The sequence below is a fragment of the Streptococcus sp. IMAU 99161 genome, from assembly GCF_014435245.1.
Classification (GTDB): Bacteria; Bacillota; Bacilli; order Lactobacillales; family Streptococcaceae; genus Streptococcus; species Streptococcus lactarius.
This window is the reverse complement of sequence record NZ_JAAPAW010000003.1, coordinates 131,224-151,922: the sequence shown is the minus strand read 5'-3', so window position 1 is coordinate 151,922 and position 20,699 is coordinate 131,224. Positions and strand designations below refer to the sequence as shown.

22 protein-coding genes and 1 riboswitch are annotated in these 20,699 nt (G+C 38.6%); of the genes, 17 read left to right on the top strand and 5 right to left on the bottom strand.

Annotated features, from left to right (window positions below):
• Positions 1-7: 7 nt before the first annotated feature.
• Both recF and yaaA read right to left on the bottom strand, forming a co-directional pair.
• Positions 8-1,102, bottom strand: a complete 1,095-nt coding sequence (gene recF / locus HA044_RS01280) for a DNA replication/repair protein RecF (RefSeq protein ID WP_187538531.1) — start codon at positions 1,100-1,102, stop codon at positions 8-10.
• Positions 1,102-1,470: a S4 domain-containing protein YaaA gene (yaaA, locus tag HA044_RS01275; protein WP_187538529.1), complete on the bottom strand. Its 369-nt coding sequence runs from the start codon at positions 1,468-1,470 to the stop codon at positions 1,102-1,104. Before yaaA ends, recF begins: the two co-directional genes overlap by 1 nt.
• Before the next feature lie 155 nt (positions 1,471-1,625).
• Here yaaA and yfmF point away from each other — a divergent pair, with 155 nt between their 5' ends.
• The 8 genes from yfmF (at position 1,626) to HA044_RS01235 (ending at position 8,395) form a co-directional block, all read left to right on the top strand.
• Positions 1,626-2,873 carry an EF-P 5-aminopentanol modification-associated protein YfmF gene (yfmF, locus tag HA044_RS01270; protein WP_187538527.1) on the top strand — a complete coding sequence of 416 codons (1,248 nt, stop codon included), beginning with the start codon at positions 1,626-1,628 and terminating at the stop codon, positions 2,871-2,873.
• 8 nt (positions 2,874-2,881) lie between these two features.
• Positions 2,882-4,156, top strand: coding sequence for an EF-P 5-aminopentanol modification-associated protein YfmH (yfmH, locus tag HA044_RS01265; protein ID WP_187538525.1), 1,275 nt, complete (start codon positions 2,882-2,884; stop codon positions 4,154-4,156).
• A 26-nt stretch (positions 4,157-4,182) separates the two neighbouring features.
• On the top strand, positions 4,183-4,590 hold the full coding sequence (locus HA044_RS01260; protein ID WP_187538523.1) for a helix-turn-helix domain-containing protein: 408 nt from the start codon (positions 4,183-4,185) through the stop codon (positions 4,588-4,590).
• A 30-nt stretch (positions 4,591-4,620) separates the two neighbouring features.
• Positions 4,621-5,160, top strand: coding sequence for a CDP-diacylglycerol--glycerol-3-phosphate 3-phosphatidyltransferase (pgsA, locus tag HA044_RS01255; protein WP_187538521.1), 540 nt, complete (start codon positions 4,621-4,623; stop codon positions 5,158-5,160).
• Positions 5,161-5,985 carry an energy-coupling factor ABC transporter ATP-binding protein gene (locus HA044_RS01250; protein ID WP_187538519.1) on the top strand — a complete coding sequence of 275 codons (825 nt, stop codon included), beginning with the start codon at positions 5,161-5,163 and terminating at the stop codon, positions 5,983-5,985.
• On the top strand, positions 5,970-6,812 hold the full coding sequence (locus HA044_RS01245) for an energy-coupling factor transporter ATPase (protein WP_187538517.1): 843 nt from the start codon (positions 5,970-5,972) through the stop codon (positions 6,810-6,812). Before HA044_RS01250 ends, HA044_RS01245 begins: the two co-directional genes overlap by 16 nt.
• Complete coding sequence (locus HA044_RS01240) at positions 6,805-7,602, top strand: energy-coupling factor transporter transmembrane protein EcfT (RefSeq protein WP_187538515.1); 798 nt, start codon at positions 6,805-6,807, stop codon at positions 7,600-7,602. The genes HA044_RS01245 and HA044_RS01240 overlap by 8 nt, the downstream gene beginning before the upstream one ends.
• 157 nt (positions 7,603-7,759) lie before the next feature.
• The gene (locus HA044_RS01235) at positions 7,760-8,395 is read left to right on the top strand and encodes a LysM peptidoglycan-binding domain-containing protein (protein WP_187538513.1); all 636 of its coding nucleotides are present in this window, start codon (positions 7,760-7,762) and stop codon (positions 8,393-8,395) included.
• Between the two features lie 181 nt (positions 8,396-8,576).
• On the opposite strand, the gene HA044_RS01230 is transcribed toward HA044_RS01235, so the two are convergent.
• Genes HA044_RS01230 through sdaAB form a run of 3 tightly spaced genes read right to left on the bottom strand, consistent with a single transcriptional unit; the run spans position 8,577 to position 10,761 of the window.
• A complete protein-coding gene (locus HA044_RS01230) occupies positions 8,577-9,206 on the bottom strand; it encodes an HAD hydrolase-like protein (protein WP_187538511.1) in 630 nt (209 codons plus the stop codon).
• A 1-nt stretch (position 9,207) separates the two neighbouring features.
• On the bottom strand, positions 9,208-10,080 hold the full coding sequence (gene sdaAA, locus HA044_RS01225; protein WP_187538509.1) for an L-serine ammonia-lyase, iron-sulfur-dependent, subunit alpha: 873 nt from the start codon (positions 10,078-10,080) through the stop codon (positions 9,208-9,210).
• Positions 10,081-10,089: 9 nt separating this feature from the next.
• Positions 10,090-10,761, bottom strand: coding sequence for an L-serine ammonia-lyase, iron-sulfur-dependent subunit beta (gene sdaAB / locus HA044_RS01220; RefSeq protein WP_187538507.1), 672 nt, complete (start codon positions 10,759-10,761; stop codon positions 10,090-10,092).
• A 229-nt stretch (positions 10,762-10,990) separates the two neighbouring features.
• Here sdaAB and HA044_RS01215 point away from each other — a divergent pair, with 229 nt between their 5' ends.
• The 9 genes from HA044_RS01215 (at position 10,991) to HA044_RS01175 (ending at position 20,639) form a co-directional block, all read left to right on the top strand.
• Positions 10,991-11,533: a LysM peptidoglycan-binding domain-containing protein gene (locus HA044_RS01215; RefSeq protein ID WP_187538505.1), complete on the top strand. Its 543-nt coding sequence runs from the start codon at positions 10,991-10,993 to the stop codon at positions 11,531-11,533.
• A 204-nt stretch (positions 11,534-11,737) separates the two neighbouring features.
• Positions 11,738-12,859 (top strand): tRNA 2-thiouridine(34) synthase MnmA, encoded by a 1,122-nt coding sequence (gene mnmA, locus HA044_RS01210; RefSeq protein WP_187538503.1) that lies wholly within the window; start codon positions 11,738-11,740, stop codon positions 12,857-12,859.
• A 140-nt stretch (positions 12,860-12,999) separates the two neighbouring features.
• Complete coding sequence (locus HA044_RS01205; protein WP_187538501.1) at positions 13,000-13,455, top strand: NUDIX hydrolase; 456 nt, start codon at positions 13,000-13,002, stop codon at positions 13,453-13,455.
• 9 nt (positions 13,456-13,464) lie between these two features.
• Complete coding sequence (gene mnmG / locus HA044_RS01200; protein WP_187538499.1) at positions 13,465-15,375, top strand: tRNA uridine-5-carboxymethylaminomethyl(34) synthesis enzyme MnmG; 1,911 nt, start codon at positions 13,465-13,467, stop codon at positions 15,373-15,375.
• A 207-nt stretch (positions 15,376-15,582) separates the two neighbouring features.
• Entirely contained in the window at positions 15,583-17,562 is a 1,980-nt protein-coding gene (locus HA044_RS01195) for a DHH family phosphoesterase (RefSeq protein WP_187538497.1), read from the top strand.
• Complete coding sequence (gene rplI, locus HA044_RS01190; protein ID WP_187538495.1) at positions 17,559-18,011, top strand: 50S ribosomal protein L9; 453 nt, start codon at positions 17,559-17,561, stop codon at positions 18,009-18,011. Before HA044_RS01195 ends, rplI begins: the two co-directional genes overlap by 4 nt.
• Positions 18,012-18,035: 24 nt before the next feature.
• Complete coding sequence (dnaB, locus tag HA044_RS01185) at positions 18,036-19,394, top strand: replicative DNA helicase (RefSeq protein WP_187538493.1); 1,359 nt, start codon at positions 18,036-18,038, stop codon at positions 19,392-19,394.
• A 1-nt stretch (position 19,395) separates the two neighbouring features.
• Entirely contained in the window at positions 19,396-19,668 is a 273-nt protein-coding gene (locus tag HA044_RS01180; protein ID WP_003009183.1) for a Veg family protein, read from the top strand.
• A gap of 43 nt (positions 19,669-19,711) precedes the next feature.
• A riboswitch (TPP riboswitch) is annotated at positions 19,712-19,813 on the top strand.
• Positions 19,814-19,886: 73 nt separating this feature from the next.
• A complete protein-coding gene (locus HA044_RS01175) occupies positions 19,887-20,639 on the top strand; it encodes an ABC transporter permease (RefSeq protein WP_187538491.1) in 753 nt (250 codons plus the stop codon).
• Positions 20,640-20,699 lie beyond the last annotated feature (60 nt).

The window sequence follows — 20,699 nt, the reverse complement described above, 5'->3', positions numbered from 1 at the left end:
AATTTTGTCAAGATGCTGTTTTAATATGACCTGATTGAATGGAGAAAATTTTTAATTCCTTAGGCAAATCTTTTAAATGATCTAGGGTAGTTGTTGTTATAAATGTTTGAATACTGTTTGATATTGTTTCTAGCAACTGAAGTTGACGATCGTTGTCAAGTTCACTCATAACATCGTCAAGTAGTAAAATTGGTTTTTCTCTTGTCAGTTCTTCCATCAATTCGATTTCTGCTAATTTTAGAGAAAGAACAACACTTCGATGCTGGCCTTGACTACCAAAGTTCGCATTCATATCATTGATAAAAAACACCAAATCGTCTCTATGAGGTCCAATACTCGTTGTTTTTCTATAAATATCTTTTTGACGATTTTTTTCTAAGAGAAAGAGAAACTGCTGTTCTAAATCATCCACTTCTTCAGAAAATATGGTGGATAGGTACTGAATCCGTAGATCTTCTTTACAATTAGATAGGCGAGCGTGTTTCTCTTTTGCTTTAGCTTCTAACTTTTGAAGAAAATCAAGTCGGTGATGAATCACCCGGCTTCCAAAACTTGCTAGCTGTGAATCTAAGACATCTAAGAAAGTTGCATCAATTGTTTCAGAATTTTTTAGATAATTATTTCTTTGTTTTAAAACATGATGGTATTGGGATAGGTCAGATAGGTATATGGGCTTCATCTGTCCCAATTCAATGTCCATAAATTTTCGTCGTCCAACAGGGGCGCCTTTGATCAATTGCAAATCTTCCGGCGCAAAAAGAACCACATTCATATGACCAATGTAGTCAGATAGTTTGGCCTGCTTTAAATGGTTTACTTTAGTTATTCTCCCTTTTGGGGTTAAGGAAATTTCTAAGGGAATTGAACCAGTTTCTCTTTGTAAAAGACCAGAAACTTTGAAATCGGAGGATTCAAAGTAGATGAGATCTTTATCATTTCGTGTACGATGACTTCTAGTCAAAGCTAGAAAATAAATGGATTCGAGGATATTTGTTTTTCCTTGTGCATTTTGTCCCAAGAAAATGTTTAAACCAGGATGAAACTCAATTTCAAGTTCTTGATAATTTCTAAAATGTTGAATAGATAATTGTTTCAGCCACATTATGAGATACCAGGAAAGCGAATTACTCGTTCTTTTTTATCATGTTTTATTGGTTGTTTCTTTTGCTTTTGATTCTGATTGAGTTGTTTGACGAGTTTTGCAACACGTTCCTTTTCTTCTTTCTCTTTGAGATGCTCGTTAACTTCTTCTGGGGTAGGTTGAAGGATGGCAATTGTTATGTTTAGTTCTGGAATGTCCACTTGATCGTTCATACGAAGTTTACGACCTCTCCGTTGTTCCAATTCATGGTTAACATAGACTTCTTTTTCTTGAAAAAATGCTTTAATGGCGCCACCACTCTGAATAATACCGAGTTCTTTTAAGATAGCTTGTAATGTAATAAAGTCATCAAATAATTTATAATTCATAGTTCACCTCTTTGCGTGTTATTATACCATATTTTCAGTATATCTAGGGTAGAGAATGTGGTAAGATTTACAAACTATTTTCACAGTTTGAATTAGGATTTTAGTAGGATTTCGTGTTATAATGAAAGTTACTATTGAGTTGAACGAGGATGAAAATGGAATTAGTAAAGGGTGTGAATCTTCACTTTCTTCAATCAAAAAAATTTAAGACCAACAAAATTAAGGTCCGTTTTTCAGCACCATTAGATGAAAATACAGTAGCTGCAAGAGTTTTAGTAGCTTGTATGATGGAAACTGCGAACAAAAAATACCCAACCTCGCAGTTGTTTCGTGAAAAATTAGCAAGTTTGTATGGAGTAGAATTGTCAACTTCTGTATCAAAAAGAGGTCATGTTCATTATGTTGATCTGAATATTTCCTTTGTGCGCGACGCTTTTTTGAGCAAGAAAAATGTGTTAATTGATGAAATCTTAGATATTTTAGAAACAATTTTGTTTTCACCTTTGACAAATGAGGATCGCTTTGATAGTGAGACGTTTGAAGTGGAAAAGAAAAATACGATTTCGGATCTGGAGTCTGAAATTGAAGAGCCTTATTATTATGCTCACGGACAATTGAATCAACTTTTTTTTGAAGATGAAACAATTGGAATGTCAAGATTGGGTAAAGTTGAGTTAGTGAAACAAGAAACAGCTCAAAGTTCGCTTTCTTACTTTCACCAGATGCTAACTTCAGATACGATTGATTTCTTTTTCATTGGGGAATTTAATGAAGTTGCTATTGTTGATCGAGTAAAAAAATTTGAATTTGAGCCACGTGAACAGCACTTATCTATTAATTATCAACAACCATTTTCAAATGTCGTTAGAGAAAAGTTAGAACAAAAACAACAGCAACAATCTATTTTAGAATTGGGGTATCATCTTTCAATCCAGTATGGAGATCCCCTTCATATCCCATTAGTTGTCTTAAATGGCTTGCTAGGGGCCTTCTCTCATTCGAGACTCTTTCAAACCATCCGCGAGAAAGAAGGACTCGCTTATACCATTTCTAGCCATTTTGATATTTTTACCGGTTTTATGAGGGTTTTTGCAGGCATTGATAAAGAATATCGGACCAAAGTCATGACCTTGATTATGAGGCAGTTTAATGATTTAAAACGAGGTAAGTTTACAGAATCGGAATTGCAGTTAACAAAAGAGATGTTGGTCAATACGACTTTATTGGCACAAGATCGTCAAAATACCTTGATTGAAAGGGCGTATTTGAAAACGACTTTAGAAACAAAATTACTCTCTCTAGAAGAATGGCTAAAAGAGATTGACAAAGTTACAAAAGAAGACATTATCAAAACGGCAAAAACAATTAATTTACAGTCTGTTTATTTCATGGAAGGAAAGTAGTGTAAAGATTGAAGATTAAAGAAAAATATTATGAAGCGGTGGGTGAAAGAGTTTGTTTTACAAAATTGTCAAACGGCTTGACAGTCCATTTAATTCCAAAAGAGGATTACTACGAAACCTACGGTATCATTACAGCAAAGTTTGGTTCAATTGACACTCGTATTTTAGTAAATGGAGTTGAAAAACAATACCCCGCAGGAATTGCGCATTTTCTGGAACATAAATTATTTGAAGATGAAAAAGGCCAGGATTTTCTAAAAAGATTCGTTCAATTAGGCTCCGAAAGCAATGCCTTTACAAGCTTTACAAAGACCAGTTATCTTTTTTCAACAACTTCAAAAGTAACAGAAAATATCCAGCTCTTATTAGAGATGGTTTCAAAAGCTTCTTTTACAGAGAAAACGATTAGCAAAGAGAGAGAAATCATCCAACAAGAGATAGGGATGTATCAGGATAGTCCAGATTATCAATTGTTTTTTGGAGCTTTGGAGCAGTTATATCCAGCTACCTCTTTAGCTGACGATATTGCTGGAACAAAAGAGTCAATTGCAAACATTACAACTGAGAATTTGCATGAGAACTTCGATCTGTTTTATCATCCGTCTCAAATGCACCTATTAGTGATTGGGAATTTTGATGTTGATTCTGTGTGTCAAGTTTTGAAAGACTATGAGAAGGAGACTCCTCGTCAGTCAATCAAATTGGAGCGAATCCCTGTAGAAAAAAATGAAGTGGTATTAAATCAATCTTCTAGAATGAATGTTGCCATTCCTAAGTTGGCCATCGCAATCCGAGGAAATGATCTTATTCAACAAGAAGAAACGTTTCGTTATAAGTTGATACTGAAATTGCTGTTCTCTATGATGTTTGGATGGACCTCGCAACGTTTTCAAAGTTTGTATGAGGCAGGAAAGATTGACAACTCCTTGACACTTGAGGTAGAAGTCGAAGAGCTATTTCATTTCGTTATATTGACAATGGATACCCAGGAACCGGTATCTGTGTCTCATCAATTTAGAAAAGCTATTCGACAATTTGAAAAAGATCCAGATGTCAATCAAGAACATTTAGATACGATTAAAAGCGAAATGTTTGGTGATTTTTTACAAGGTCTAAATTCACTGGAGTACAGTGCTACTCAGTTCGAGTATTTTTCTAATGGTAGTACTTCATATGATCTTCCAAAGATTTTGCAAAGTATTAGTTTACAGGATATCATTAGATTAGGACATCAATTCATTGATCGGGCCGAAATGATTGACTATATGATTTTTTCAAAGTAGTAAACAATCAGTCAAGAAGGGAAAACATGAAGAAAAGAACAATTGGTCAAGTGTTACAACTGTCAAGAGTCAATTTACAAATTAGTTTACAAGACTTGGCACAGAAAACAGCCATTGAAATTCCTTATATAGAAGCATTAGAAAACGATGATTTTGATCTTTTACCTAGTCCATTTTACGCTCAGATCTATTTAAAAAAATTAGCATGGGCGCTAGGATTAGATGAAAAAATCTTGTTGACGGCTTTTCGTGAAGGAAAAGAGTTATTGTTTGACGAAGAAGTCCTTGTCAATGATGAAGACTTACATTCAAGGTTACAAAGACAAAAGAAGTCATGGTTGCCAATTCTTTACTATGTACTTGCTAGTCTTGCTATAATTGGATTTGTGATTTATATCGTATATTTTTATGAGTTTACAACATCTGTAAAATAGATGTAAAGCTACTATATTTTTGGAGGAACTATGAAAAAAGAAAATATTCCCAATACACTAACCCTAATCCGTGTTGTAATGATTCCCATTTTTATTATAATTCTAAGTCTTAGTCATTCCTATATTGGACATGTTCTTGCAGCAGTTATTTTTGCGATTGCAAGTATTACAGATTACCTTGATGGATTCCTTGCTCGAAAATGGAAGGTTGTCAGTAATTTTGGAAAATTTGCAGATCCAATGGCTGATAAATTATTAGTTATGTCAGCCTTCATCATGATGATTGAATTAAAAATGGTTCCTGCTTGGATTGTTGCTGTTATCATTTGCCGTGAGTTGGCTGTTACTGGTTTGCGCCTTCTACTTGTAGAGACAGGTGGTACGGTGCTTGCTGCTGCAATGCCAGGAAAAATTAAGACTTTTAGTCAAATGTTTGCGATTATCTTTTTGCTTTGTCATTGGACGATTCCTGGAACAGTCTTACTGTATATTGCATTGATTTTTACAATCTATTCTGGTTACGACTACTTTAAAGGAAGTAGCTATCTCTTTAAAGACACATTTAAATAAATGAAACATATTATTGACTTGAAAAATGTATCTTTTCGATATGATACAACTGTAGATGAGTATCAAATTGACTCCGTTTCGTTTCACGTGAAACAAGGAGAATGGCTTTCAATTGTTGGTCACAATGGTAGTGGCAAATCCACGATTGTACGCTTAATTGATGGTTTACTAGAACCTGAGTCTGGTGAGATTGTCATCGATGAAATACCATTAACGCGTGAAACTGTCTGGGAACTCCGTAGCAAAATTGGGATTGTATTTCAAAATCCTGATAATCAATTTGTTGGTGCTACAGTGGAAGATGATGTCGCCTTTGGTTTAGAAAATCAAGGTATTCCTCGTAAAGAAATGCTCCAGCGTGTAGAGAAAGCGATTGAGCAAGTTGGCATGTCGACATTTAAAGATCGAGAACCCTCACGTTTATCTGGTGGTCAAAAACAGCGAGTTGCAATCGCGGGGATCATTGCCTTAAGGCCTCAGATCATTATTTTGGATGAAGCAACTAGTATGTTGGATCCAGAAGGTAGAGAAGAGTTGATGAAAGTGGTGAGAACTCTCCAGAGCCAGTTCCAGCTAACAGTCATCTCGATTACCCATGATTTAGCTGAGATCGCCTTAAGTGATCGAACGCTTGTGTTTAAAAAAGGAAGATTAGAGTCTTCTATGACGCCAAGGGAATTGTTTTCAAGGGACGATCTAAATCAAATTGGATTAGACAAGCCTTTTAGTAAGCAACTCCAAGAAACCCTTAGTGAGATTTTTCCACTAAAACAGGATTATCTAACAGAAAGTGAGTTATTAGACCAACTATGGGAATTTCTTTAAAGAATGTCTATTATACTTATCAAGAGGGAAGTCCTTTTGAAGGGCAGGCACTTTCTGATATCAGTTTGGAAATAAAGGATGGGTCTTACACAGCCATCGTAGGACATACTGGTAGTGGTAAGTCCACCTTATTGCAACTACTAAATGGATTACTTTGTCCGACTCAAGGAGAAATTCAATTTGACGATTTTGTTTTGGACCGAGAAACGGATCAAAAAAAGATGAAGCACTTGAGGAAAAAAGTGGGGTTGGTCTTTCAATTCCCAGAAAGTCAACTATTTGCAGAGACAGTTTTAGCAGATGTAGCCTTTGGACCACAAAATTTTGGCGTATCTAGAGAAAGAGCTGAGGAAATAGCCAAAGATAAATTAGCAGTTGTTGGGCTAAATGATGAGGTCTATAATAAAAGCCCATTTGAATTATCTGGTGGTCAGATGAGACGGGTTGCCATCGCTGGTATTTTAGCAATAGAACCTGAAATTTTGGTGTTAGATGAGCCAACAGCAGGGCTAGATCCAGCAGGTAGAAAGGAATTAATGGCGCTATTTGAGAGACTGCATAAAAATGGGATGACCATTGTGCTTGTAACTCATACAATGGATGATGTTGCTAATTTTGCAGATACAGTATATGTTTTGAAAGGTGGCAATCTTGTTTTAGAAGGATCACCTTCTAGTGTGTTTCAAGAGGTTGAGTATTTACAAAAGATTCAACTAGGAGTTCCAAAAATTACAAATTTTGCTCTTCAATTGCAACAAAAAGGTATGAAATTTGAAAGACTACCAATCAAGATTGAGGAATTGAAGGAGATGTTGCTTCATGAATAATATGATTTTAGGCAGATATATTCCCGGAAATTCCATTATTCATCAATTGGACCCTCGTGGGAAGTTGCTTTCGATGTTTTTATTCATATTTCTCTTGTTTTGGGCAAATAACATTCAGACAAATGTCCTTCTTTTTGCATTTGTTTTTGGTTTAATGTATGTAACACGCATTTCGGTTGCTTTTTATGTCAAAGGTTTAAAGTCAATGATTTTTATCATTGCATTTACTACTTTATTTCAGCTATTTGCGACCTCTCAAGGAACAGTTTTGTATCATTGGTGGTTTTTTAGAGTGACAGATCAAGGCTTGATGCAGGCGGCGATTATCTTTTGTAGATTTCTCTTAATTATATTTTATTCGACAGTTTTAACGGTGACGACTACTCCATTAAGTTTAGCGGATGCTGTTGAAAAAATACTTACACCATTTAAAATCATTAAGGTTCCAGCGCATGAGATCGGTTTAATGTTATCAATGAGTTTGCGATTTGTACCGACTCTTGTAGACGATACTAACCGAATTATGAATGCCCAAAGGGCGCGTGGCGTTGATTTTGGAGAGGGAAATCTCTTGAAAAAAATTCGCTCCTTCATTCCTATCCTTATTCCTTTATTCGCCTCTAGTTTTAAACGTGCAGATGCACTTGCAATTGCCATGGAAGCGAGAGGATACAGAGGTGGTGAGGGACGAACCCGCTATCGAAACCTACAATGGAAGATAAAAGACACCCTTGCCATTGTTGTTATCTTGCTTCTGATGTTGCTAGTTTTTTGTCTAAAAAATGGATAGAAAGTCTGTGAATGGTGCAAAAATAACGAAAAACCGCTAAATAATGCTGTTTTTACATTAAATTCACATATTCCTGTAACATTTGTAACATATTTTATAATGAACTGTAACATTTAGTGTGTATCATAGAATTATATTCGAAAGGAGAATATAATTCATGATTAGTAAAAAACGTCAATGGACAGTTACTTCGTTACTTTCAGCAGCTTCACTTTTTATTTCTGGTATTGCTACGGTGAATGCTGAAACTTATCAAGTTAAGTCTGGAGATACACTATCAAAAATTGCATTAGAAAATAATACATCAGTTGAAAATATTATTGCTTCTAACAACCTTACCAATGAAGATTTGATCTATGCAGGACAAGTTATTGAATTGGGTGAGCGTTCTAAATCAATGGTTGATAAAGTTGCCCCGCAAGAACAAGCAAAACCTGCAGAAAACAAAGCAGCTCAGCCTACTCAAAATCAAGCAACTTATGCAGCAAATGCAAGCGTCACTTCTGCTCAGGCATCAAATGGAGGCATCGTCCTTTCAAACGGAAATACTGCTGGAGCTCAAGGATCATACGCTGCTGCGCGTATGGCTGAAATGACAGGTGTTCCCGCTTCTACTTGGGAAGCTATCATTGCACGTGAATCAAATGGTCAAGTGAATGCAGCAAACGCTTCTGGAGCAAGTGGTTTGTTCCAAACAATGCCAGGTTGGGGATCAACTGCAACAGTTGATGATCAAATTCAGGCAGCTTATAACGCATATAGCTCACAAGGCTTGTCAGCTTGGGGTTATTAAAAAAATAAGGCTGGGACGAAAGTTCCAGCCTCTTCTTGTTTTTGGATTGTTGTTGAGCAAGACGCAGTGGTTGAGTAGACTCTACTGCGCTGATTTCATCAGCTTTTACAGCCCTACTCAACTGTGCGGAGATGGGACGACGAAATCGAATTCTAAAGAATTACCGATTTCTGTCCCACTCTCATTTTTTTAATGTTGAAAGAATTTCAAGAGGGGTGTGGCAAATATAATCTGGTGAATAAAGAAGCAGATCATCTAGATCTCCAAACCCCCAGGTAACTGCCATTGTTTTAATGCCAACTGTTTGACCTCCAATGAGGTCAAATTTTGTATCTCCAATGATTAGTGCTCGATCTCTTGAAATGCCATTGCTTGACAAGGCATATTGGATAACATCAGCCTTGTGAACACGGTCGGGGCTTGAACCATAAATCCCATGAAAGTAGGTTGCAATTTCTAAATCTTGACACATTTGTAAAGCTACTGGTTCATATTTTGAAGTTGTGACGTAAAGCTGTAAACCTTCATTTTTCAAAGCTGTCAAAGCTTCAGTAATATGAGAAAATAGGGTTGATTCATACTGCCCTTTTTCATGATAATACTGGCGATAGATAGTGACTGCTTGATCTACCAAATCTTCAGGAAGAGTAGCTTCAAAACTAGAAATCAAAGGTGGCCCCATAAAACTTCGAATGGTTTTGGCATCGGGTTCTGGAACTTTTAATACGTCAAACGTGTGTTGAAAACTGTTTGCTATGCCTTTTGAACTGTCGACTAATGTTCCATCTAAGTCAAATAATAATGCTTGCATCTTATTCTCCAAATATTTCTTTTTGCAATTTACGTCCGGTTGGTGTTGCAGCTAAACCACCTTCTGCAGTTTCTCTAAAGGCTGTTGGCAGACTAGATCCAACTTGGTACATGGCATCAATCACTTCATCGACAGGAATTTTTGATTCGATACCTGCCAAGGCCATATCAGCAGCAATAAAGGCATAACTGGCTCCCATTGCATTTCGTTTGACACATGGAACTTCAACCAGTCCTGCTACAGGATCGCAAATGAGTCCGAGCATATTTTTGATCACGAAACAGATAGCTTGACTAGCCTGATATGGAGTTCCCCCAGCAGCTAGTGTCAATGCAGCCGCACTCATAGCTGAAGCAGAACCAACTTCTGCTTGACAACCACCTTCTGCACCTGAAATAGAAGCATTATTGGCGATAACTAAACCAAATGCTCCTGCAGCTAATAGGAATTCTAATTGTTGTTGATGGTTTAGACCTAATTTTTGGGTTGCTGCAGTGAGAACTGCGGGAAGGCAGCCAGCAGATCCTGCAGTGGGTGTTGCACAGACCAGTCCCATTTTAGCATTGTGTTCGTTGACAGCAATAGCATTCTTAGCCGCGGTAAGGACGGTCAAGTCAGATAACGTTTTTCCTGATTTGATATAGCGATCTAATTTTGCAGCATCTCCTCCGGTTAATCCACTACGTGAATGGTTTTCATCTAAACCCAATCGAACAGAATCAATCATTACTTCGAGATTTCGTGTCATTAATCGTAAGACTTCCTCACGTTCTCGACCGGTTAATTCGTATTCGGTTGCAATCATTAATTCAGCAACGTTTCCTGCATATTGCGAGTTTGCTTGCTCTACGAGGTCTACAATTGAATAAAACATACTGACTCCTTATTTGAAAAAGTTGACATTATGAAGGTGAGGAATTTTACGAATATCTTTAAGAGCTTCCTCGCAACTTCTTGAGTCAACCTCAATAATCATAATCGCTTTTTCTCCAGCTTTTTCCCGCGTCACGTTCATTTGTGCAATGTTAATATCATAGCGAGAAAGGGCTTCTGTCACATGAGCGATCATCCCAGGGACGTCTTGGTGCACAATGATAATGGTTGGAGTATTCATATTTAGCGAGATGGCAAAGCCATTTAACTCAGTAACCTGTATATTTCCACCACCAATGGAGATTCCAGTGACAGAAATCGTTTTATGATCATTTTTAACAGTAATAGTCGTTGTGTTGGGGTGAGGAGCATTGCTTTCTTTTTGAATAGACCAAACAATGCGAATGCCTCGTTCATGTGCAATTTTTAGACTATCTGGGATTCTAGGATCATCTGTGTCCATTCCTAAAATGCCCGCTACTAAGGCTAAATCTGTTCCATGGCCACGATAGGTTTTTGCAAAGGAATTAAATAATTGAAATTCGACTTCTTTTGGTTCCTCTCCGAAAATAGAAGAAACGATTTTACCAATTCTTACAGCACCTGCAGTGTGACTGCTGGATGGACCAATCATGACAGGGCCGATAATATCAAAAACAGATTGGAATTTTAAAGAGTTCATACCTCTGCTCCTTTACAATCAATTTACTTCATTATATCAAATATACCTTCTGATTGCTTTTATTTTTTCTGAAAACTGGTAGAAATCTTAAAAGAGCCTTAAAGCATTTATATTATCCTAGAACTTTAGCATTTCTAACATCTAATTGAAATATTTGATACATAATTTCAATAAATATGAAATATTTCTTGTGTAGTATAGATGTATACCAATAAAGGAGTAGATAATAATGAATAAAAAACAAATGATGAAACATGTGATTGGACTAAGTTTACTTGCAGGATTTTTCTTTCCAATTGTCGCTAATGCTGATTCTTATACTGTAAAATCAGGTGATACTTTATCAGCTATTGCAAAAGAAAAAAATACAACGGTTGATGCAATTGCTAAGAAAAATAAGATTAGCAATGTGAATCTCATCACGGTTGGTCAGGTTCTAGAGATTGAAGATGTGAATGCAACGAATAAAACTTCAGAGCAAGCTACCACTAGTAAAACTGACACTACACAAGCAACAACTAGTGTGTCTGCTTCAGATGGCTTGAGTGCAGAAGATGCAGCGGCCAAGGAATGGATTGCCCAAAAAGAATCAAGTGGTAGTTATACAGCACAAAATGGCCAATATTATGGTCGTTACCAATTAACTCTCACTTATTTGAATGGTGATTTATCACCTGCAAACCAAGAAAAAGTGGCCAATCAATATGTTGTCAACCGTTATGGATCATGGTCAGCAGCTAAAAATTTCTGGTTAGCAAATGGCTGGTATTAAATTCGTTTAAAAAGAGTTCTTGAATAGGACTCTTTTTAAATTTACATACTTGTAAAGATACATACTATAGCCAACAAGAAGAATGGCAAGATGCTTGTTTTCTACTATAAAGCGTGTTACAATTGATAATGCTCAAAACGACCTTCAATCGTTGAAGCAAACCACGACCTTCAATCGTGAGAAACGAAAAGATGGGAGAAATCTATGAGTGATAACTCGAAAACACGTGTTGTTGTTGGAATGAGTGGCGGTGTCGACTCATCTGTAACGGCTTTGCTGTTAAAGCAACAAGGCTACGATGTGATTGGCATTTTCATGAAAAATTGGGACGACACAGACGAAAATGGTGTTTGTACAGCTACAGAAGATTACAAAGATGTAGCAGCGGTTGCAGACCAAATTGGCATTCCTTACTATTCTGTCAACTTTGAGAAAGAATATTGGGATCGTGTCTTTGAATACTTCCTTGCAGAATACCGTGCAGGACGGACACCAAATCCGGATGTCATGTGTAATAAGGAAATCAAATTTAAGGCCTTTTTAAATTATGCCATGACCATCGGTGCAGATTATGTAGCAACAGGGCACTATGCGCGTGTGGCGCGTGATGCGGATGGCATTGTCCATATGTTACGAGGCGTTGACAATGGAAAGGATCAAACTTATTTCTTAAGCCAGCTGTCACAAGAGCAACTTCAAAAAACCATGTTCCCGTTGGGACATTTAGAAAAGCCTGAGGTTCGCCGGTTGGCCGAAGAGGCTGGACTAGCAACGGCTAAAAAGAAAGATTCCACTGGAATCTGCTTTATTGGAGAAAAGAATTTCAAAGAATTTCTAGGTAACTACCTTCCTGCCCAACCAGGTCGAATGATGACCGTCGATGGACGAGATATGGGCGAACATGCCGGTTTGATGTATTACACAATCGGTCAACGGGGTGGACTTGGAATTGGTGGCCAACAAGGTGGAGACAATGCCCCGTGGTTTGTAGTTGGTAAAGATCTGAGTCAAAATATTCTGTATGTCGGTCAAGGCTTCTATCATGAGGCCCTTATGTCAACAAGTTTACAAGCTAGTCAAGTTCACTTTACACGAGAGATGCCAGAAGAGTTTACACTAGAATGTACAGCCAAGTTCCGTTATCGCCAGCCAGATTCCAAAGTGACGGTTCATGTCAAGGGTGACAAGGCAGAGGTGATTTTTGCAGAACCTCAACGGGCCATTACACCAGGTCAGGCAGTTGTCTTTTACGATGGTGAAGAGTGTCTCGGTGGTGGCTTGATTGACAATGCCTACCGGGATGGTAAAGTTTGTCAGTATATTTAATTGACAAATTTTCTCAATTTGCTACAATGAAATAAGCAATAGAAATGATGGTCAAAGCTCATGGATGTTGCAGGCTTTTTTGTCCTGCACTTCTTGCGAGTTTTGACTGTTTTTGTGTCGTTTTCAGGGAAAGGGAAAAGATGATTCAACAAGATTTTCGTACCAAATTAGAGAATACGGTTTTTGGAGTTAGGGCCACTGCTCTGATTGTAGAAGAGGATAAGTTGTTAGTGGTAGAAGACGCGGATGGCTTTTACACGATTGGTGGGGCTATTCAAGTCGGCGAAAGAACGGAAGAGGCTGTAATTCGTGAAGTGAAAGAAGAGCTGGGTGTTAAAGCTCAGGTCGGACAGTTAGCTTTCATTGTTGAAAATCGCTTTGAACAAGCTGGGATCCACTATCATAATATTGAGTTTCATTATTTGGTTGATTTGTTAGAAAGAGCTCCATTGACTATGCAGGAAGATGCAAAGCAATTACCTTGTCGGTGGCTAGCTTTGAATCAATTGCATACAGTTCCCCTGAAACCAGACTTTTTAAAAACAGCTTTACCAGAATGGGACGGGCAATTACAACACATTCATCTTGAAAAATAGGAGAGAAACATGACTTATCATTTTATTGAAGAATACGACATCATTGTCATTGGTGCTGGACATGCGGGAGTTGAGGCTTCACTTGCTGCTAGTCGTATGGGCTGTAAGGTATTACTTGCGACCATTAATATCGAGATGCTGGCCTTTATGCCTTGTAATCCATCAATTGGTGGTTCTGCTAAGGGGATTGTTGTCCGTGAAGTAGACGCACTTGGCGGCGAAATGGCTAAAAACATAGACAAGACCTATATTCAAATGAAAATGCTTAATACTGGTAAAGGTCCTGCTGTTCGTGCTCTTCGTGCGCAAGCTGACAAGGAGCTTTACTCTAAGGAAATGCGCAAAACGGTTGAAAATCAAGAAAATCTCACTCTCCGTCAAACCATGATTGACGAGATTTTGGTAGAAGATGGCAAGGTTGTCGGTGCTCGAACAGCGACTCATCAAGAATACGGTGCAAAGGCCGTTATCGTAACTACAGGGACTGCTCTTCGTGGGGAAATCATTATCGGAGACCTCAAGTATTCGTCAGGTCCAAATCACAGTCTAGCATCTGTTAATTTAGCTGATAATCTGAAAGAATTAGGCTTAGAAATTGGGCGTTTCAAAACGGGGACACCCCCTCGTGTCAAGGCTTCTTCTATCAACTATGACGAAACGGAAATTCAACCAGGAGATGAGACACCAAATCACTTCTCCTACACATCACGTGATGAAGATTATCTAAAAGATCAAGTGCCGTGTTGGTTGACCTATACGAATGGTCATAGCCATGAAATTATTCAAAATAATCTTTACCGTGCGCCGATGTTTACAGGGGTTGTAAAGGGAGTAGGTCCTCGCTATTGCCCATCTATTGAAGACAAGATTGTGCGTTTTGCGGACAAAGAACGTCACCAACTCTTCCTTGAGCCGGAAGGTCGAGATACTGAAGAAGTTTACGTTCAAGGCTTGTCAACGAGTCTTCCTGAGGATGTACAACGTGACTTGGTGCATTCCATCAAAGGCTTGGAAAATGCTGAGATGATGCGTACTGGTTATGCTATCGAGTACGACATGGTCTTGCCTCATCAGTTACGCGCAACACTTGAAACCAAGAAAATCTCAGGACTTTTCACAGCTGGTCAGACAAACGGTACGTCAGGTTACGAGGAAGCTGCTGGTCAGGGAATTATTGCTGGAATCAATGCGGCTTTGAAAATTCAAGGGAAACCTGAGTTGATTTTGAAGCGAAGTGACGGCTATATCGGGGTCATGATTGATGACTTGGTAACCAAGGGGACAATTGAACCTTACCGTCTCTTGACTAGTCGTGCCGAATACCGCCTCATCCTCCGTCATGATAATGCGGATATGCGCTTGACAGAGATGGGACGTGAGATTGGCCTTGTGGACGATGAACGCTGGACGCGCTTTGAAATCAAGAAAAATCAATTTGAAAATGAAATGAAGCGCTTGGACAGCATTAAGCTAAAACCTGTAAAGAAAACAAATGAAAAAGTTGCTGCAATGGGCTTCAAGCCATTGACAGATGCAGTGACAGCTAAGGAGTTCCTTCGTCGCCCAGAAGTGACTTACCAAGATGTGGTGGCTTTCATCGGGCCTGCTGCAGAAGATTTGGATGACAAGATTATCGAACTGATTGAAACAGAAATCAAGTACGAAGGCTACATTTCAAAAGCCATGGATCAGGTTGTTAAGATGAAACGCATGGAAGAAAAACGCATTCCAGCCAACATCGATTGGGATGATATTGACTCGATTGCGACTGAAGCGCGCCAGAAGTTTAAGCTCATCAATCCAGAAACAATTGGTCAGGCAAGTCGGATCTCAGGTGTCAATCCAGCAGATATCTCCATTCTTATGGTGTATCTAGAAGGTAAAAATCGAAGTATTTCTAAAAACAAGGAAAATCAGTAAGTGGGAGCGGGACGGAACAATTGTAGAGGAACAGTTGCTCTGTTCCGCTTTTAATGATCGTGTTTGTTATTTTATTGACATTGTTGTCAACGAAGTATACAGCTGTGTGAAGGAGTACATCATTATTTTTGCTGGTTTATCTTGCTAGAAATAGAGAGAAACCTCGCATTTTAGGGCTATTTGTGGTATAATTTCGAGAAGAGGTTTATGATGAAAAAAATTCGCTTATCCTTCATCCATTATGTCTTAATTGGCTGTATCTCGTTTGCAATTTTAGCAATCTTTTTAAGAATTTTCGGTAAAGGGTATGTTACTCTAGCCGCTATTTTTCTGGTTATCACCGGCTTAATTGCTCTCTTTGAATACCAGTTACAGATTTCAGAGTTGGATGAATTAGAACAAATACAATACGTGAACCATCAGGCAGAAAGTGGGCTAGCTTCTCTCCTTGACAAAATGCCAGTTGGAGTCATCAAGATGAATGCTGAATCAAATGAAGTGGAGTGGTTTAATCCTTATGCTGAATTGATTTTTTCAACAGATGATGGCGATTTTGACGTTGATTTATTAAAAAAACTCCTCAATAGCTTGTTTGAGGATAAAGGCCATTATGTTACTGTTGCGGATAAAAAATATTCTGTTTATTTTGACCAAACAGCAAGTGTTGTTTATTTTTTTGATGTTTCCAGTGAATACGAGGCGACTGTGGGTCTGGTGACAACGCGTCCTGTAATCGGTATTATCTCTGTTGATAATTACGATGATTTGGAAGATGTTATTTCAGACTCTGATATTAGCCATATTAATACTTTTATCGCTAATTTCGTTGAGGAGTTTACAGCTCAATATCATATGTTTTATAGACGTGTAGGAATGGATCGTTTCTATTTGTTTACAGATTACACGGTTTTAGAGCAATTGATGGAGTCTAAATTCTCTGTTATTGATCAGTTTCGTGAAGATGCTCAGAAAAGAGAACTCCCCATTACTTTGAGTATGGGATTCTCTTATGGAGATGGTGGACATGATCAAATAGGGAAAATCGCCCTTCTAAATTTGAACTTGGCTGAAGTTCGAGGTGGGGACCAGGCTGTTGTCAAGGAAAATGATGAACAAAAAAACCCAATTTTCTTTGGGGGTGGAACTGCTTCAGCTGTGAAACGGACCCGAACTCGGACACGCGCCATGATGACAGCTATTTCGGATAAGATCAAATCAGTTGATCAAGTCTTTATAGTTGGACATAAAAATCTCGATATGGATGCCTTGGGTGCATCTGTGGGGATGCAATTTTTCTCAAGTAATATTTTGAAGCCTTCTTATGTGGTCTATGATCCAAGTGCTATGGCTAGTGATATTTCAAGGGCCATTACGAAATTAGAAGATGAGCAGGTCACGAAGCTTCTTACCGTAGAAGATGCCATGCGTATGGTAACGGATCGGTCTTTACTGATTATGGTGGATCATTCGAAAACGGCGTTGACCTTATCAAAGGATTTTTATAAAGAGTTTCAACAGATTATTGTGATTGACCATCATCGTCGAGATGATGATTTCCCAGAAAATGTCTTGATCACCTATATTGAGAGTGGTGCAAGTAGTGCAAGTGAATTGGTGAGTGAGCTTATTCAGTTCCAGAAATCTAAGAAAAATCGGTTAACCAAGATTCAAGCTAGTGTCTTGATGGCTGGAATTATGCTAGATACAAAGAACTTCTCTGCTCGTGTAACAAGTCGGACCTTTGATGTCGCTAGTTATCTTCGCTCAAGAGGTAGTGATAGTGTAGCCATTCAAGAAATCTCTGCGATTCAGTTTGATGAATACCGTGAGGTCAATGAGCTGATTCTGACTGGTGAGAAGGTCTTTCCACATATCATTGTGGCCTGCGCCCACTCTACCAAGCCCTATGATTCGGTAACGATTAGTAAGGCGGCAGATAGCATGCTAGCTATGTCAGAGATAGAAGCCTCATTTGTGATTGCTCATAATCAAAATGGAACGATCTCCATTTCAGCTCGAAGTCGGAGCAAGATCAATGTCCAACGAATTATGGAACAACTAGGCGGAGGAGGGCATTTCAACTCTGCCGCTTCTCAAATTGAAGGACAAGACTTGGCTTGTGTCCATCAGCGGCTGATTGAAATCATTGAAAATGAGGTTACGATTGAAAAGGAGAATGTAGAATGAAAGTAATTTTTTTAGCGGATGTCAAAGGTAAAGGTAAAAAAGGTGAAATCAAAGAAGTGCCTACGGGGTATGCTCAAAATTTTTTGATCAAGAAGAACCTAGCAAAAGAAGCCAACGCCCAAGCAATTGGGGAACTTCGTGGAAAGCAAAAGTCCGAAGAAAAAGCGCATGCTGAATTAGTAGCAGAGGCGCAAAGTATTAAGGCAAAATTAGAGAACGAAGCAACTGTTGTTCAGTTTACGGAAAAGATTGGACCAGATGGTCGAACATTTGGATCCATTACCAATAAAAAGATTGCAGAAGAGCTTGAGAAACAATTTGGCATTAAAATTGATAAACGTCATATCCAAGTTGCTTCTCCAATCCGATCAACTGGTTTAATTGATGTTCCTGTAAAAATCTACCAAGATATTACAGCTATCATAAATATTCGTGTTAACGAAGGGTAAACACGATCGTTAGAAAGGGTTTTTATGGCTGAGATAGAGGAATTAAGAACACAACCTCAGGATATTCAGGCTGAACAATCTGTGTTGGGTGCTATCTTTATTGATGAGGGAAAATTGATCTTTGTTCGTGAATATATCGAGCCTAGGGATTTCTTTAAGTATTCGCACCGTTTGATTTTTAAAGCCATGATTGACCTGGCTGACCGTGGAGATGCGATTGATGCAACGACTGTCCGAAATATTTTAGATAGCCAAGGAGATCTGCAAAATATAGGTGGGCTCTCTTATTTGGTAGAAGTGATTAATTCGGTACCAACGTCGGCTAATGCAGAGTATTATGCAAAAATTGTAGCTGAAAAAGCCGTCCTGCGTCGTTTAATCTCCCGCTTGACAGAGAGTATCAATCAAGCGTATGATGGGGCAAATCCTTCAGATGAGATCATTGCAGGTGCTGAAAAATCCTTGCTGGATGTCAGCGAAAATGCCAATCGCAGTGGGTTTAGAAATATTCGAGATGTCTTGAACACCAACTTTGGAAGCTTGGAAGCACGTTCTCTTCAAACGACTGATATCACTGGGATTGCGACAGGTTATCGTGATTTGGATCATATGACAACGGGTCTCCATGAAGAGGAATTAATCATTGTGGCGGCTCGGCCAGCAGTCGGGAAAACGGCCTTCGCCTTGAATATTGCTCAGAATATCGGAACTAAATTGGACAAAACAGTCGCTATATTTTCACTCGAAATGGGTGCTGAAAGTTTGGTTGACCGGATGTTAGCGGCAGAAGGTTTGATTGAGTCCCATTCGATTCGGACAGGTCAGTTGACAGATGAAGAATGGCGAAAATATGCGATCGCCCAGGGGAACTTGGCCAATGCAAGTATTTACATTGATGATACTCCAGGGATTCGGATTACTGAAATTCGATCCAGATCTAGAAAGTTAGCGCAAGAAACTGGAAACTTGGGGCTTATTCTCATTGACTATCTTCAGCTGATTACAGGGACTGGAAGAGAAAATCGTCAACAAGAAGTTTCCGAGATTTCTCGTCAATTAAAGATTTTGGCTAAGGAATTGAAGGTTCCTGTTATTGCATTGAGCCAGCTTTCTCGTGGTGTGGAGCAACGTCAAGACAAGCGACCTGTTCTTTCAGACATTCGTGAATCAGGATCAATCGAGCAGGATGCAGATATTGTAGCCTTCTTGTATCGTGACGATTATTATGATCGTTCTGGAGACGAGAAAGAAGAAGGGATGCCCAACAACACGGTAGAGGTTATTATCGAGAAGAACCGTTCAGGTGCGCGTGGGACAGTAGAATTAATTTTCCAAAAGGAATACAATAAATTCTCAAGCATTTCAAAGAGAGAGGAGCAATAAGATGAGTGATGCATTTACAGATGTTGCTAAAATGAAAAAAATCAAAGAAGAAATCAAGGCTCATGAAGGGCAAGTTGTCGAAATGACGCTTGAAAATGGACGGAAACGTCAAAAAAATAAATTTGGACGCTTGATTGAGGTCTATCCGTCCTTGTTTATCATTGAGTATACAAATGATAATAGCCTACCAGGTGAACCGGCAAATACTTATGTTGAGTCATACACCTATTCAGATATTTTAACAGAAAAGAATTTGATTCGTTATTTGGATTAATGCAACAGAGTTCTTGCAATTTAGATTAAAATCAGTTATTATAATAAATATATATGGGAGTCTGTGTACAGTCTGAGAGGAAGTGTAAGCTTCGACCGCACCTGATCTGGGTAATGCCAGCGTAGGGAATACAGAAAGTATGTTTCTTTATGTGTGACTTTGTGCAATCCGTCTCCTAGTTTGGAGGCGTTTTTTATTTGAAAAGAAAGGAGGGTTATATGTCCTTTGCAAAAAGATATTCAAAGCAGTTGATTGGGGTATCTGGCTTTGTTGGCTTAATTGTTTTTTGGCAAGTCGCAGGTTTTTTAACGATCTTGCCAAAATTCGTATTGCCAACCCCTCTTGAAATTGTGGCAGCTTTTGTTCGAGACCGTGCTCTACTGCTTCATCATAGCCTGTCTACCCTTCAAGTTGCCTTAATCGGGCTTGTATTGGGGATTGTGCTGGCTGCTATCTTGGCAATTCTGATGGATAGTTTTGGATGGTTGAATGATCTGCTCTATCCTTTTATGGTGGTCATTCAGACCATACCAACGATTGCTCTAGCTCCGATTCTGGTTCTTTGGTTCGGTTACGGTGTATTTCCAAAACTCGTCTTGATCATTATTACAGTGGTGTTTCCCATTGTTGTGAGTCTCCTAGACGGATTTCGACATTGTGATCAAGATATTTTGCGCCTATTTCAGATTATGCAAGCCAATCGATTCCAAACCTTATTTCACTACAAGATTCCCGCAACACTCCCATACTTTTTTGCAGGTTTACGGGTGAGTGTTTCCTATGCTTTTATCAGTACAGTTGTGTCAGAATGGCTAGGGGGCTTTGATGGATTAGGAGTCTATATGATTCAATCGAAGAAGTTGTTTCAGTACGATACAATGTTTGCGATTATAGTGTTAATTTCTGCGATTAGCTTATTGGGTATGTTCCTTGTTGATCGACTAGAAAGGAGAATTCTAAAATGGAAATAGAATTGACAAAGATGTAAATGTTGTAAAAATAGATTGACAATAATGTAAACGAGGTGTTCT

What these genes read in the sequence shown, in the direction of transcription:
- HA044_RS01215 (WP_187538505.1), top strand. Translation starts at nt 10,991, where the DNA reads ATGAATAAAAAACAAATGATGAAACATGTGATTGGACTAAGTTTACTT.
- recF (WP_187538531.1), bottom strand. Translation starts at nt 1,102, where the DNA reads ATGTGGCTGAAACAATTATCTATTCAACATTTTAGAAATTATCAAGAA.
- yfmF (WP_187538527.1), top strand. Translation starts at nt 1,626, where the DNA reads ATGGAATTAGTAAAGGGTGTGAATCTTCACTTTCTTCAATCAAAAAAA.
- HA044_RS01230 (WP_187538511.1), bottom strand. Translation starts at nt 9,206, where the DNA reads ATGCAAGCATTATTATTTGACTTAGATGGAACATTAGTCGACAGTTCA.
- HA044_RS01175 (WP_187538491.1), top strand. Translation starts at nt 19,887, where the DNA reads ATGTCCTTTGCAAAAAGATATTCAAAGCAGTTGATTGGGGTATCTGGC.
- dnaB (WP_187538493.1), top strand. Translation starts at nt 18,036, where the DNA reads ATGGCTGAGATAGAGGAATTAAGAACACAACCTCAGGATATTCAGGCT.
- HA044_RS01245 (WP_187538517.1), top strand. Translation starts at nt 5,970, where the DNA reads ATGGGAATTTCTTTAAAGAATGTCTATTATACTTATCAAGAGGGAAGT.
- HA044_RS01240 (WP_187538515.1), top strand. Translation starts at nt 6,805, where the DNA reads ATGAATAATATGATTTTAGGCAGATATATTCCCGGAAATTCCATTATT.
- HA044_RS01235 (WP_187538513.1), top strand. Translation starts at nt 7,760, where the DNA reads ATGATTAGTAAAAAACGTCAATGGACAGTTACTTCGTTACTTTCAGCA.
- HA044_RS01205 (WP_187538501.1), top strand. Translation starts at nt 13,000, where the DNA reads ATGATTCAACAAGATTTTCGTACCAAATTAGAGAATACGGTTTTTGGA.
- HA044_RS01250 (WP_187538519.1), top strand. Translation starts at nt 5,161, where the DNA reads ATGAAACATATTATTGACTTGAAAAATGTATCTTTTCGATATGATACA.
- HA044_RS01180 (WP_003009183.1), top strand. Translation starts at nt 19,396, where the DNA reads ATGAGTGATGCATTTACAGATGTTGCTAAAATGAAAAAAATCAAAGAA.
- mnmA (WP_187538503.1), top strand. Translation starts at nt 11,738, where the DNA reads ATGAGTGATAACTCGAAAACACGTGTTGTTGTTGGAATGAGTGGCGGT.
- sdaAB (WP_187538507.1), bottom strand. Translation starts at nt 10,761, where the DNA reads ATGAACTCTTTAAAATTCCAATCTGTTTTTGATATTATCGGCCCTGTC.
- mnmG (WP_187538499.1), top strand. Translation starts at nt 13,465, where the DNA reads ATGACTTATCATTTTATTGAAGAATACGACATCATTGTCATTGGTGCT.
- sdaAA (WP_187538509.1), bottom strand. Translation starts at nt 10,080, where the DNA reads ATGTTTTATTCAATTGTAGACCTCGTAGAGCAAGCAAACTCGCAATAT.
- yaaA (WP_187538529.1), bottom strand. Translation starts at nt 1,470, where the DNA reads ATGAATTATAAATTATTTGATGACTTTATTACATTACAAGCTATCTTA.
- rplI (WP_187538495.1), top strand. Translation starts at nt 17,559, where the DNA reads ATGAAAGTAATTTTTTTAGCGGATGTCAAAGGTAAAGGTAAAAAAGGT.
- HA044_RS01260 (WP_187538523.1), top strand. Translation starts at nt 4,183, where the DNA reads ATGAAGAAAAGAACAATTGGTCAAGTGTTACAACTGTCAAGAGTCAAT.
- HA044_RS01195 (WP_187538497.1), top strand. Translation starts at nt 15,583, where the DNA reads ATGATGAAAAAAATTCGCTTATCCTTCATCCATTATGTCTTAATTGGC.
- pgsA (WP_187538521.1), top strand. Translation starts at nt 4,621, where the DNA reads ATGAAAAAAGAAAATATTCCCAATACACTAACCCTAATCCGTGTTGTA.